The organism is Streptomyces sp. NRRL F-525 (assembly GCF_000716605.1).
Taxonomy (GTDB): Bacteria; Actinomycetota; Actinomycetes; order Streptomycetales; family Streptomycetaceae; genus Streptomyces.
In genome coordinates this window covers 86,711-99,835 of sequence record NZ_JNXE01000030.1, presented here as the reverse complement: position 1 = coordinate 99,835, position 13,125 = coordinate 86,711, and the positions used below count along the sequence as shown (strand labels likewise).

9 protein-coding genes are annotated in these 13,125 nt (G+C 69.8%); 4 read left to right on the top strand and 5 right to left on the bottom strand.

Translation table 11 applies throughout. The annotated features are described in order from the left end of the window. The first annotated feature begins 34 nt into the window (after nucleotides 1-34). From OO69_RS33905 to OO69_RS33890, 4 genes are all read left to right on the top strand, one after another. Nucleotides 35-340: a hypothetical protein gene (locus OO69_RS33905; protein ID WP_033284747.1), complete on the top strand. Its 306-nt coding sequence runs from the start codon at nucleotides 35-37 to the stop codon at nucleotides 338-340. A gap of 173 nt (nucleotides 341-513) precedes the next feature. Then, complete coding sequence (locus tag OO69_RS33900) at nucleotides 514-1,971, top strand: xylulokinase (protein WP_033284712.1); 1,458 nt, start codon at nucleotides 514-516, stop codon at nucleotides 1,969-1,971. Between the two features lie 163 nt (nucleotides 1,972-2,134). Further along, the gene (locus OO69_RS33895) at nucleotides 2,135-3,868 is read left to right on the top strand and encodes an ABC transporter ATP-binding protein (protein ID WP_033284711.1); all 1,734 of its coding nucleotides are present in this window, start codon (nucleotides 2,135-2,137) and stop codon (nucleotides 3,866-3,868) included. Next, a complete protein-coding gene (locus OO69_RS33890) occupies nucleotides 3,868-5,796 on the top strand; it encodes an ABC transporter ATP-binding protein (RefSeq protein ID WP_033284710.1) in 1,929 nt (642 codons plus the stop codon). Before OO69_RS33895 ends, OO69_RS33890 begins: the two co-directional genes overlap by 1 nt. Nucleotides 5,797-6,169: 373 nt before the next feature. Here OO69_RS33890 and OO69_RS33885 read toward each other — a convergent pair whose 3' ends face one another. The 5 genes from OO69_RS33885 to OO69_RS33865 form a co-directional block, all read right to left on the bottom strand. Then, nucleotides 6,170-7,480 carry an RNA polymerase sigma factor gene (locus tag OO69_RS33885; RefSeq protein WP_033284709.1) on the bottom strand — a complete coding sequence of 437 codons (1,311 nt, stop codon included), beginning with the start codon at nucleotides 7,478-7,480 and terminating at the stop codon, nucleotides 6,170-6,172. A gap of 81 nt (nucleotides 7,481-7,561) precedes the next feature. Next, nucleotides 7,562-9,466, bottom strand: a complete 1,905-nt coding sequence (gene dnaG / locus OO69_RS33880) for a DNA primase (protein ID WP_033284708.1) — start codon at nucleotides 9,464-9,466, stop codon at nucleotides 7,562-7,564. 38 nt (nucleotides 9,467-9,504) lie between these two features. Beyond that, nucleotides 9,505-10,779 carry an NAD(P)/FAD-dependent oxidoreductase gene (locus tag OO69_RS33875; RefSeq protein WP_033284707.1) on the bottom strand — a complete coding sequence of 425 codons (1,275 nt, stop codon included), beginning with the start codon at nucleotides 10,777-10,779 and terminating at the stop codon, nucleotides 9,505-9,507. Nucleotides 10,780-10,872: 93 nt separating this feature from the next. Continuing rightward, nucleotides 10,873-12,216: a deoxyguanosinetriphosphate triphosphohydrolase gene (locus tag OO69_RS33870; RefSeq protein ID WP_033284706.1), complete on the bottom strand. Its 1,344-nt coding sequence runs from the start codon at nucleotides 12,214-12,216 to the stop codon at nucleotides 10,873-10,875. Nucleotides 12,217-12,264: 48 nt separating this feature from the next. Next, nucleotides 12,265-13,092: a sirohydrochlorin chelatase gene (locus OO69_RS33865; protein WP_051801365.1), complete on the bottom strand. Its 828-nt coding sequence runs from the start codon at nucleotides 13,090-13,092 to the stop codon at nucleotides 12,265-12,267. Between the last annotated feature and the right edge of the window lie 33 nt (nucleotides 13,093-13,125).

Below are 13,125 nucleotides of genomic sequence, written 5' to 3'. Positions count from 1 at the left end.
CGCCGGAGATCTACGCAAGGGAAGGATGGCCGTCATGCGCTACAAGCTCACGTTCGTCGTCGGACTGGCTCTGGGTTACGTGCTGGGCACGCGGGCCGGACGCGAGCGCTACGAGCAGCTGAAGAAGTCGGCACGTCAGGTCGCGCAGAACCCCGCCGTCCGCAACACCGCCGAGACGGCGGCGCAGCAGGGCCGCCAGTACGCGGGCAAGGCGTACCACGCGGTCAGCGAGAAGGTCGGCGACCGCATGCCCGACTCCGTCGCGGACCGGGTCCGCTCGCTCCGCGACCGCAACACCAACGGCACGAGCGGGGACGACTGGGGGACGAGCAATACGTAACGGCGCATGTCTCCAGTAGGGCGAGTGCACGCCCTGAGGGGCGCGGGGCTGTGTTCATTTGCGGCTCCGCCGCGCGGTGCGACCAGCCACAACGGACCCGCACCCGCCCCACGGCACGCACCCCTGCGGCTCGACGGCCAAACCCGGCGGAGCGATGCGGCAGAATTTCCGCCATGGGGATAGTCGCCGGGTTGGACAGTTCGCCCGATTTCACTCGTATCGTCGTCTGCGACACGGACACGGGGTCCGTGCTCAGGCAGGGATATGCGCCGCATCCGGTCGAATCCGAGACCGAGGGCGGCGGGCGGCCCTCCGATGTCGATCCACAGGCCTGGCTGTTGTCGCTGGGCGAGGCGGCCGGCGGGGGGCTGCTCGAAGGCGTGCAGGCCATCGGTGTGTCCGCGCAGCAGAACGCGCTCGTGCCGCTGGACTCGCAGGGCAACACCGTGCGGCCCGCGATGGTCGGCGGTGACAAGCGGGCGCAGGTCGCGGCGGCCGATCTGATCGACGCGCTCGGCGGGCGCGAGGCGTGGGCGCAGGCGGTGGGTTCCGTACCGCAGGCCGCGCAGCCCGTCACCAAGCTCCGCTGGCTGAACAGGACCGAGCCCGACAACGCCCGGCGTACCGCCGCGCTGCTGCAGGCTCATGACTGGCTCGTGTGGCAGTTGCTCGGGCGGCCGGTGCGGAGGACGACCGACCGGGGTGGGGCTTCCGGGACGGGTTATTGGTCCGCCGCCAGCGGCGGTTACCGGCCCGATCTCGTCGAACTCGCCCTCGGCCACCAGGCCATGCTCCCCGAGGTGATCGGACCCTCCGACGCGGCCGGTACGACCCCGGAGGGGCTGCTGATCTCCGCCGGTACCGGCGAGACCATGGCCGCCGCCTTCGGGCTCGGGATCGGATTCGGGGACGCGGTCGTGTCGCTCGGGGCCTCCGGGTCCGTGATGGCCGTGCACCACGAGGCGCTCGTCGACCAGAGCGGGATGATCACCTCGCTCGCCGACGCGACCGGGATGCATCTGCCGGTCGTCACCACACTCAACGCCGTACGGACCCTGCGGGGCGCCGCCGAGCTGCTCGGGCTGCCCGATCTGGAGAGTCTGTCCGAGCTGGCGATGAAGTCGACGCCCGGGGCGCACGGGCTGGTGTTCCTGCCGTATCTGGAGGGTGAGCGGACGCCCAATCTGCCGCACACCGCCGGGACGTTGGCCGGGCTGCGGCGGGAGTCGATGAAGGCGGAGCATCTGGCGCGGGCCGCCTTCGAGGGCATGCTGTGCGGGCTCGCCGACGCGCTGGACGTGCTGCGCGGACGCGGTGTGGCCGTACGACGGCTCTTCCTGCTCGGGTCGGCCGCCGAGCTGCCCGCCGTGCAGGCCGCGGCGCCCGCGCTCTTCGGGACCCAGATCGTCGTACCGCAGCCCGCCGACTACGCCGCGCTCGGCGCCGCCCGGCAGGCCGCGTGGGCGCTCGGTGTCTCGCAGGGCACCCTCGACCCGCGCAACCCGCCGCCCTGGCAGGGTCCGGTCGCCCAGGTCTTCGAGCCCGGTGACGAACTGGCCGTAGGACAGGCCGTGCGGCAGCAGTACGTGTCCGTACGGGAACAGACCCATCCGGGCGCGTTCCGCTCGTAGGTACGCACCAACGTCGGCCCGAATAAGGCACTCAAGGGTGCATAAGGGGCCGTAGCGCACTGCTGTTGGCTTAATCGGTTGAGGTAACGCGGGTGGAGTGTTCCACGATAGGGGCGAGGGGCACACCGCCCGCCCTCCACCCGCCGACTCCGAGAGACCCAGCGTGCTCATACGACTTCTGCGGACCTATCTCAGGCCCTACAGGAAACCCATCCTCCTGCTGGTGCTGCTGCAGTTTCTGCAGACCTGCGCCACCCTCTACCTGCCCACCCTGAACGCACACATCATCGACAACGGTGTGGTGAAGGGGGACACCGGCTACATCCTGTCGTTCGGCGCCCTGATGATCGGGATCTCGCTGGTCCAGGTCGTGTGCAACACGGGTGCCGTCTACTACGGCGCGCGCACCGCGGCGGCCGTCGGACGGGACATCCGGGGTGCCATCTTCGACCGGGTGCAGTCGTTCTCGGCCCGCGAGGTCGGCCAGTTCGGCGCGCCCTCGCTGATCACCCGGACGACCAACGACGTCCAGCAGGTCCAGATGCTGGCCCTGATGACGTTCACCCTGCTGGTGTCGGCGCCGATCATGTGCGTCGGCGGGATCATCCTGGCGCTCGGTCTGGACGTGCCGCTGTCCGGGGTGCTGATCGCGGTGGTGCCGACGCTGACGATCTGCGTGACGATCATCGTGCGGCGGCTGCGGCCGCTGTTCCGGTCGATGCAGGTGCGCCTCGACGCGGTGAACCGGGTGCTGCGCGAGCAGATCACCGGCAACCGTGTCATTCGTGCCTTCGTGCGGGACGAGTACGAGAAGGACCGGTTCCGTAAGGCCAACTCCGACCTCACCGAGATGCAGCTGAAGACCGGCAACCTGCTCGCGCTGATGTTCCCCGTGGTCATGACGACCGTGAACCTGTCGTCGATCGCCGTCGTGTGGTTCGGCGCGCACCGGATCGCCAGCGGCGGGATGCAGATCGGTGATCTGACCGCGTTCCTCGCCTATCTGATGCAGATCGTGATGTCCGTGATGATGGCCACCTTCATGTTCATGATGGTGCCGCGCGCGGAGGTCTGTGCCGAGCGCATCGAGGAGGTCCTCGACACGGAGAGCAGTGTCGTGCCGCCGGTGGCTCCCGTCTTCGAGCTGCGCCGGCACGGGCACCTCGAGGTCCGCGGGGTCGGCTTCTGCTACCCGGGCGCCGAGGAACCCGTACTGAAGTCCATCGACCTGGTGGCCCGCCCGGGCGAGACGACGGCCGTGATCGGCTCGACCGGCAGCGGAAAGTCCACCCTTCTGAGTCTGGTCCCGCGCCTGGTTGACGCGACCGACGGCGAGGTTCTCGTCGACGGTGTCGACGTGTCGACCATCGACCCGGTGCTGCTCGCCAAGACGGTCGGCCTGGTCCCGCAGAAGCCGTACCTCTTCGCGGGCACGGTCGCGACCAACCTTCGCTACGGCAATCCCGACGCGACCGACGAGGAGCTGTGGCACGCGCTGGAGGTGGCGCAGGCCAAGGGCTTCGTCGAGGGGCTGGAGAACGGGCTGGACTCCCCCATCGCACAGGGCGGCACGAACGTCTCCGGCGGTCAGCGGCAGCGGCTCGCGATCGCCCGGACGCTGGTGCAGCGGCCGGAGATCTACCTCTTCGACGACTCCTTCTCCGCCCTCGACTACGCGACCGACGCGGCGCTGCGGGCGGCGCTCTCGCAGGAGACCGCCGAGGCGACCGTGGTGATCGTGGCGCAGCGGGTGGCGACGATCAGGGACGCGGACCGGATCGTCGTACTCGACGAAGGTCGGGTCGTGGGGACGGGCCGCCATCACGAACTGATGGCGGACAACGAGACGTACCGGGAGATCGTTCTCTCCCAGCTCACGGAAGCGGAGGCTGCCTGATGGCCGGGCCCATGGGGCGGATGATGGCCGGGACGGGCCCCGACGCCCGTTCGATGGACTTCAAGGTGTCCGGCAAGCGGCTGATCGGCCAGTTCAGGCCGGAGCGGCTGACCATCGGCATCCTGCTGATGTGCGTGGTGGTGAGCGTCGGGCTGAACGTGGTCGGGCCGAAGATCCTCGGCAACGCCACCGACCTCGTCTTCGCGGGCATCATCGGGCGGCAGATGCCCGCCGGGACGACCAAGGCGCAGGCCCTCCAGGCGATGCGCGATCGCGGCCAGGGTTCGGTCGCGGACATGCTCAAGAGCACGGACTTCACACCGGGCAAGGGCATCGACTTCACCTCGGTGGGTCATGTGCTGCTGCTCGCGCTGGGCACGTTCATGGTGGCCGGGCTGCTGATGGCGGTGGCGACCCGGATGGTCAACCGGGCGGTCAACCGGACCATGTTCCGGCTGCGCGAGAGCGTGCAGACGAAGATGTCGCGCCTCCCGCTGTCGTACTTCGACAAGCGCCAGCGCGGTGAGGTCCTCTCCCGCGCGACCAACGACATCGACAACATCGGCCAGACGCTGCAACAGTCGATGGGCCAGCTGATCAACTCGCTGCTCACGATCATCGGTGTCCTCGCGATGATGTTCTGGGTGTCCTGGCTGCTGGCGCTCGTCGCGCTGGTGACCGTGCCGCTGTCGTTCCTCGTCGCGACGCGCATCGGCAAGCGCTCGCAGCCGCACTTCGTGCAGCAGTGGCGCTCGACGGGCAAGCTCAACGCGCACGTCGAGGAGATGTACACCGGGCACACCCTGGTGAAGGTGTTCGGCCGCCAGGACGAGTCGGCGCAGCTGTTCGCGGAGCAGAACGACGCGCTGTACGAGGCGGGCTTCAAGGCGCAGTTCAACAGCGGGGTCATGCAGCCGCTGATGATGTTCGTGTCGAACCTCAACTACGTGCTGGTGGCGGTAGTCGGCGGCCTACGGGTCGCGTCGGGCTCGCTCTCGATCGGTGACGTACAGGCCTTCGTGCAGTACTCGCGCCAGTTCTCGATGCCGCTGACGCAGGTGGCGTCGATGGCGAACCTGGTGCAGTCGGGCGTCGCCTCGGCGGAGCGGATCTTCGAACTCCTCGACGCGGAGGAGCAGGCGCCTGACCCGATGCCGGCCGAACGCCCCGCCGAACTCCGCGGCCTGGTCGCCCTGGAGCACGTCTCCTTCCGCTACGACCCCGACAAGCCGCTCATCGAGGACCTCTCGCTGACGGTGGAACCGGGTCACACGGTCGCGATCGTCGGCCCGACGGGTGCGGGCAAGACGACTCTCGTGAACCTCCTCATGCGGTTCTACGAGGTCTCCGGCGGGCGTATCACCCTGGACGGCGTCGACATCGCGCGGATGTCCCGGGACGAACTCCGGTCCGGGATCGGCATGGTGCTCCAGGACACGTGGCTGTTCGGCGGTTCCATCGCGGACAACATCGCCTACGGCGCCTCCCGCGAGGTCACCCGGGGCGAGATCGAGGAGGCGGCGCGGGCGGCGCACGCCGACCGGTTCGTCCGTACGCTGCCCGACGGCTACGACACGGTGATCGACGACGAGGGTACGGGCGTCAGCGCGGGTGAGAAGCAGCTCATCACCATCGCGCGGGCGTTCCTGTCCGACCCGACGATCCTGGTCCTGGACGAGGCGACGTCGTCGGTTGACACCCGTACGGAGGTGTTGATCCAGAAGGCCATGGCCAAACTCGCCCATGGCCGCACCTCGTTCGTGATCGCGCACCGGCTCTCCACGATCCGGGACGCGGACACGATCCTGGTCATGGAGAACGGTTCGATCGTCGAACAGGGCGCGCACGCGGATCTGTTGGCGGCGGACGGGGCGTATGCGCGGCTGTACAAGGCGCAGTTCGCGCAGGCGGTGGCGGAAGTGGACTAGCACCGAGGAGGACGGGCCGTCGTTCGTCTGACGGCCCGTCGTGGCTGGTCGCGCAGTTCCCCGCGCCCCTAAAAGCCCCTCGGCTGAGGTCCTTTGCAGGAGCGCGGCGAGCCCCTGAAAGCACCGGGCAGGCCCGGGTTTTCAGGGACACGGGGGCTCTGAAAAAACAGGGCACGCCCGGCGTTTCCAGGGACGCGGGGGCTCTGGAAGAACAGGGCAAGCCCGGCGTTTTCAGGGGCACGGGGGCTCTGCGAGAACAGGCCAAGCCCGGCGTTTCCAGGGACGCGGGGCCTCTGGAAGAACAGGCCAAGCCCGGCGTTTTTAGGGGCGCGGGGAACTGCGCGACCAGCCCCCACCGGGCCCGCACCCGGCATCAGTCCAGATAACCCCTCAGCTGATCCGCAAAAGCGTGATCCCGCAGTTTGTTCAGCGTCTTCGACTCGATCTGCCGTATCCGCTCCCGCGTCACGCCGAAGATCCGCCCGATCTCCTCCAACGTGCGCGGGCGGCCGTCCGCCAGGCCATACCTCAGCTGTACGACCTTCCGCTCCCGCTCCCCCAGCGTCGACAGCACAGCCTCAAGGTGCTGCCTCAGCAACAGGAACGCCGCCGACTCCACGGGACTCGTCGCGTCGCCGTCCTCGATCAGGTCACCGAGCGCAACGTCGTCCTCCTCCCCCACCGGCGCGTGCAACGACACCGGCTCCTGGGCAAGGCGCAGCACCTCGCTGACGCGCTCGGGCGCGAGGTCGAGATGGTCGGCCACCTCCTCCGGCGTCGGCTCGTAGCCGCGCTCCTGGAGCATCCGGCGCTGAACCCGGACGACCCGGTTGATGAGTTCGACGACATGCACCGGGACGCGAATCGTGCGGGCCTGGTCGGCGAGGGCGCGGGACATGGCCTGGCGGATCCACCAGGTCGCGTACGTCGAGAACTTGTACCCGCGGGCGTAGTCGAATTTCTCAACTGCCCTGATCAGCCCGAGGTTTCCCTCCTGGACGAGGTCGAGCATGGTCAGCCCGCGCCCCACGTACCTCTTCGCGACGGACACGACCAGCCGCAGGTTCGCCTCGATGAGGCGGCGCTTGGCCATGCGGCCCATGACGACCAACTTGTCCAGGTCGAGGGCGAGTTGGCTGTCCAGATCGGTCGCGCCGCCGAGCTTCTCCTCGGCGAACAGACCGGCCTCGACACGGCGGGCGAGATCGACCTCCTCGGCCGCGGTGAGTAGCGGAATGCGGCCGATCTCGCGCAGGTACTGCCGGAACAGGTCCGAGGAGGGCGCGCCGTTGTCGGCGGCGACCCGGCCGCGGGGCCGTGCCTCGGGCTCGGGGGCCTCGGCGGTCTCCACCGCTTCGGCCGTCGGTTCTTCGAGCTCGGGCGGGCTCTCCGGGTCCGCGGTCTCGGGGTGGTGCGCGGCACGGCTCTGCGGAGGGACGGTCGCGAGGACATCGGTCTCCGCTTCCGCTTCCGCGCCGTCCGTCGTGCTGGTCTCGGTCTGGTCGAGGGTCTGGGTCTGCACGGGGGCGACCTCCAGGATGATCGCTGCCAGGGGGTACGGCAGCGGTACTTCAGGGGCGGAGACGACGGCCTCGCCGCTGTCCGTCCCGTACTCGATGAGCGGAACCGCGGGGGTGAAGGACCCGCTGGGGACGGATCGGCCGCGCTCCGAGGACTCAGGCACCGGAACCCAGTGTGGAGTACGACACATCGCCGCCACGAGGGGCGTGCGGTGACTTTTTGAGTCCGTTCCGTGACTACGTGCTCAGAGCGCTGTGGCGCCGTGCACCTTAAGGGCCTGGTCGTACTGCTGAAGCACCCAAAGTTCGTTCTTCGCCGCAGCCAACTGAGCAGGATCGCCGCCTGCTTCCAATCGCCTGACAGTGATCTGGACCTCCTGAATACGGCGATCCACGGCTCTTCGGCGGACGGTGACGAGCTGCTCGCCCGCGTAGTTCTCGTCGACCGTGCGGCGCATGATCGCCTCGACGGCCAGCTCGGTGACCATCGCGCGGACCGCGTCGTCCGGTGCCGCCTCGCGGACCCGGACCAGATAGTCCTGCGCGTCCTGAAGGCCGTACTCGGCGCCGCCCGCCTCGATGATCGCCTCGCGTACGGCGGCGTAGGGCGGGGCGGTGAACTCGTCCACGCCGTACGCGTCGAAGGCCGGGGAGACCAAGTCGGGGCGCTGGAGGGCGAGTTTGAGCAGTTCGCGCTCGGTGGCGAAGACCGGGTTGCGCAGGGTGAGGGCGGGGCCGCCGGTGGGGGTGCGGGGGGTGGTGTCGTACGGCTGCTGGGCGGCGCCCCTCGCCGGTGCCGGGCCCTTGCCGCCGCGGTCGCGGGCCCAACGGGCCAGCTGGGCAACGCGCTTGACCACGAACTGGGTGTCGAGGATGCCGAGCATGCCGGCGAGCTGGACGGCGACCTCGTGCTGGGCGCCGCTGTTCTTGATGCGGGCGACGATCGGGGCGGCCTCGTCCAGGGCGGCGGCGCGGCCCGCGGGGGTGTCGAGGTCGTAGCGGACGACGATCTGGCGGAGCGCGAACTCGAAGAGCGGGGTGCGGGGTTCGGCCAGGTCGGCGACCGCCTGGTCGCCCTTGGCGAGGCGCAGCTCGCAGGGGTCCATGTTGTCCGGGGCAATCGCGATGTACGTCTCGGCGGCGAACTTCTGGTCGTCCTCGAAGGCGCGCAGGGCCGCTTTCTGGCCGGCCGCGTCGCCGTCGAAGGTGAAGATCACGCGCGCGCTTCCGTTGTCCATCAGCAGCCGGCGGAGGATCTTGATGTGGTCGGTGCCGAAGGCCGTGCCGCAGGTGGCGATCGCCGTCGTCACCCCTGCCAGGTGGCAGGCCATGACGTCCGTGTAGCCCTCGACGACGACCGCGCGGCTGGACTTGGCGATGTCCTTCTTGGCGAGGTCGATGCCGTAGAGGACCTGCGACTTCTTGTAGATCGCGGTGTCGGGCGTGTTGAGGTACTTCGGGCCGTTGTCCGACTCGTAGAGCTTCCTCGCGCCGAAGCCGACGACCTCGCCGCCGATGTCGCGGATCGGCCACATCAGGCGGCCGCGGAAGCGGTCGATGGGGCCGCGGCGGCCCTCCTGGGCGAGGCCGGAGAGGAGGATCTCCTTGTCGGTGAAGCCCTTGCCGCGGAGGAAGCGGGTGAGGTGGTCCCAGCCCTGCGGGCTGTAGCCGACGGAGAAGTGCTCGGCGGCGGACTGGTCGAAGCCGCGCTCGGCGAGGAACTTGCGGCCGGTCTCCGCCTCGGGGCTGACGGCGAGCTGCTCCACGTAGTAGTCGGCGGCGACCTTGTGGGCCTCGACCAGGCGGATGCGCTCGCCGCGCTGGTGGGCGGGGTTGTACCCGCCCTCCTCGTACCGCAGGGTGATGCCGGCCTGGGCGGCCAGCCGCTCGACCGACTCGGAGAACGTGAGGTGGTCGACCTTCATCACGAACGTGATGGTGTCGCCGCCCTCCTGGCAGCCGAAGCAGTGGAAGAGACCCTTGCTGGGGCTGACCTGGAAGGACGGCGACTTCTCGTCGTGGAAGGGGCAGAGACCCTTGAGGTTGCCTCCGCCCGCGTTCCGCAGCTGGAGGTACTCGGACACCACGGCGTCGATCGGGACCGCGTCCCGAACCGCCTTCACGTCCTCGTCGTTGATCCGTCCTGCCACGCGTGAATTCTACGGGGCCGGACTGACAGCAGTGACGACTAGGAGCTCTTGGCGCCCAGGCTGTCCAGCGGAACGTGTGGGTCCGCGAGGGCCTCGGTGTCCACCTGGGCCCGGGAGCGGATGAGCTGCTGGATGGGCTCTGTGACGTCCCACACATTCACGTTCATCCCGGCCAGCACGCGGCCCTCCTTCAGCCAGAAGGCGATGAACTCCCGCTTGCCCGCGTCTCCCCGGATCACCACTTCGTCGTAGGAGCCCGGGGGCGCCCAGCCGGAGTACTCCATACCCAAGTCGTACTGGTCGGAGAAGAAATAGGGCACGCGGTCGTAGGTGACGTCCTTGCCGAGCATCGCGCGGGCCGCCGCCGGGCCGCCGTTGAGGGCGTTCGCCCAGTGCTCCACCCGGAGGCGGGTGTCGAACAGGGCGTGGTGGAAGGCGGCCACGTCGCCGGCCGCGTAGATGTCGGGGTCGGAGGTGCGCAGCCGTTCGTCGACCGCGATGCCCCCGCCGTGCGCGCGGTCGGCCAGCTCCAGGCCCGCCGCCTCGGCGAGCGCGGTGCGCGGGGCCGCGCCGATCGCCGCGAGGACGTCGTGCGCGGGGTGCTCCTCGCCGTCGTCGGTACGGGCGGCCAGCACCATGCCGTCCTGGCCGACGATCTCGGTGAGCCGGGCGCCGAAGTGGAACCGCACGCCGTGCTCGGCGTGCAGGTCGGCGAAGAGCTGGCCCAGTTCGGGTCCGAGGACGCCGTGCAGCGGCGTCTGGGACGGTTCCACGACGGTGACCTCGGCGCCGTACTCCCGGGCCGCCGCGGCGACCTCCAGGCCGATCCAGCCGCCGCCGGCGATCACCAGATGGCCGTTGTCCCGGCCGAGCGACGCCAGCACGTTCTTCAGGCGCTCGGCGTGCGAGAGGCGGCGCAGGTGGTGGACGCCCGCTAGGTCCGTGCCCGGGATGTCGAGGCGGCGGGGCTCGGAGCCGGTGGCGATGAGCAACTTGTCGTAGCGGACCAGGGTGCCGTCGTCCCCGAAGCGCACCGTCTTCGCCGTACGGTCGATGGCGTCGACGGTCTGGCCGAGGTGCAGCTCGATGTCGTTCTGCGCGTACCAGGCGGGTTCGTGCACGAAGACGCTGTCGCGCTCCTCCTTACCGAGGAGGTAGCCCTTGGACAGCGGCGGGCGCTCGTACGGGTGGTCGCGTTCGTCGCAGATCAGTATCACGCGGCCGGTGAAGCCCTCCGCTCGGAGCGTCTCGGCCGCCTTGGCGCCGGCCAGGCCTCCTCCGATGATGACGAACGTCTGATCCGCGTCGACCACTTGATGCCTCCTCGTAAGGGTGCCGCCATATGCGAGCGTCCCGCACGCAGTGTGATGCGGGAAGGGGGTGTGGCCCGATCAGGCCACGGAGGGTCACATTCGGGCTTGTTTCGCGTCACTGTGCCCCAGCGACGTGAGATGCGCGTGAAGAGAACGCGCCGACGCGTCCGTCAGCGAGGCGATCTGATCCACGATCACCCGCTTGCGGGCGCGGTCGTCGGCCGCCTCCTCGAACTGCGCGCGGAACTGCGGCTCCAGCCCGTCGGGCGCGCGCGTGGTGAGCACCTCGGCGAGTTCGGCGACGACGATCCGCTCGTCGGCGCGGATGCGCTCCTGCTCCGCGCGCTGCATCACGTACCGGTCGGCGACCGCCTTGAGGACCGCGCACTCCAGCCGTGCCTCGTGCGGTACGACGAGTTCGGCGTCGTAGCGGGTGAGGCGGCCGGTGCCGTACGCCGCGCGCGTGGCGGTCTCGGCGGCCAGGCAGAAGCGGCCGATGAGCTGGCTGGTGGCGTCCTTGAGGCGGGCCTGCGCCACGGCCGAGCCGTCGTAGCCGTGCGGCCACCACTCCTGGTCCTGGAGCCGGTCCAGCGCCTCGGCGAGTTCGTCGGGGGCCGTGTCCGCGGGGACGTAGCGGCCGATGGCGACCTTGAAGATCTCCTGGCGTTCCGGTTCGGCGTGCAGGCAGTTGGGGTCGATGTGGCCCGCGTGCAGGCCGTCCTCGACGTCGTGCACCGAGTACGCCACGTCGTCAGACCAGTCCATCACCTGGGCCTCGAAGCACGTGCGCGTGCCGGGGGCGCCCTTGCGGACCCAGTCGAAGACGGGTCTGTCGTCCTCGTAGACGCCGAACTTCGGGGACGTGGGGTCGGTGGGGTGCGCTCCTCGCGGCCAGGGGTACTTGGTGGCGGCGTCGAGGGCGGCGCGGGTGAGGTTGAGGCCGACGCTCACCATCTCGCCTGTCGTGTCGCTTCTTACGAAGCGCTTCGGTTCGATGCGGGTGAGGAGTCTCAGGGATTGCGCGTTGCCCTCGAAGCCGCCGCAGTCGTCGGCGAATTCGTTGAGTGCCTGTTCGCCGTTGTGGCCGAAGGGGGGGTGCCCCAGGTCGTGGGAGAGGCAGGCGGCTTCGACGAGGTCGGGGTCGCAGCCGAGGGCTGCGCCCAGCTCTCGGCCTACCTGGGCGCACTCCAGGGAGTGGGTCAGGCGGGTGCGGGGGCTGGCGTCCCAGGCCTGGCTTCGGGTTCCTGGGGTGACCACCTGGGTTTTGCCCGCGAGGCGGCGCAGGGCGGCGGAGTGGAGGATTCGGGCGCGGTCGCGTTGGAAGGCGGTGCGGCCGGGGCGTTTGTCGGGCTCCGGTGCCCAGCGGGCGACTGACGTCGGGTCGTAGGGGTGGGGGGCTGCTGTGCGTGTACCTGCGGTGCCTGCTGTGCCTTCCATGCTTCGACAGTAAGCGGCGGTAGTGACAATTCGGGAGTTGCGGGGCGCCTATGCGTTTGCCGGGGTGCGGTTCGGTTGCGTCTGCGGGCTCGTTGTGGCTGGTCGCGCAGTTCCCCGCGCCCCTGGGTGGGGTGCCCCTGGCCAGGTGCCAAGCGTCTGGTCGTAGCGGTGGAGGATCAGCCTTGCCATCCCGGGGTGGGCTCCCAAGGGGGCCGACGCGATCCAGGGGGCCGTCTCCGCGCACTGGGTCGCGAAGCGGCCCGGGGCCGTGAAGCAGGAGGCGATCGCCACCCTGTGGTGGCCTTGGGCCGTGAGGGTGTGGATCGCCTCGGGGACCGTGGGGGTCGCTGCGGAGGCGTAGGCCGGGATCACGGGGACGCCCAGGCGGGCGGCCAGGAGGTGGGCCGTGCGGAGGGTGTCCAGCTTCGACTCCGGATCCCGGGAGCCCGCTGCGGCCAGGACCACCGCGCTCGCCCCACGGGGCCCTGTGTGCCAACCCGCCTCCACCAGGCGGTCGTAGAGGGTCTCCACCAGGAGGGGGTGCGGGCCCAAAGGGGGTGCCACGCGCGTGTGTGCCTGTGCGTTGGCCGCCAGCTCCGGGATGTCCCGCTTCACGTGGTAGCCGCGGGTCAGGAGGAGGGGGACCAAGACCGCTTCCGGGGTGGGGAGTTGGGTGAGGGTGTCCGGGAGGCGGGGCTCGTTCAGTTCGATGTGGCCCAGGTGGACGGGGACGTCGGGGCGCAGGGCGCGGACGCGGGACTGGAGGGCTCGTACGGTGTCCAGGGCTCTTGGGTCGCGGCTGCCGTGGGCCACCAGGACCAGGGCAGGCGTACTGCCGAAGGTGGGCTCCTCGCGAGGTGGAATCGACGCCGTCATGGAGTGATCGTGGCAGGGGGAGGTTGCCACCCC

Excerpts from the sequence above, each read along its gene's own strand:
- OO69_RS33890 (WP_033284710.1), top strand. The coding sequence starts at position 3,868 with ATGGCCGGGCCCATGGGGCGGATGATGGCCGGGACGGGCCCCGACGCC.
- OO69_RS33865 (WP_051801365.1), bottom strand. The coding sequence starts at position 13,092 with ATGACGGCGTCGATTCCACCTCGCGAGGAGCCCACCTTCGGCAGTACG.
- OO69_RS33870 (WP_033284706.1), bottom strand. The coding sequence starts at position 12,216 with ATGGAAGGCACAGCAGGCACCGCAGGTACACGCACAGCAGCCCCCCAC.
- OO69_RS33900 (WP_033284712.1), top strand. The coding sequence starts at position 514 with ATGGGGATAGTCGCCGGGTTGGACAGTTCGCCCGATTTCACTCGTATC.
- OO69_RS33905 (WP_033284747.1), top strand. The coding sequence starts at position 35 with ATGCGCTACAAGCTCACGTTCGTCGTCGGACTGGCTCTGGGTTACGTG.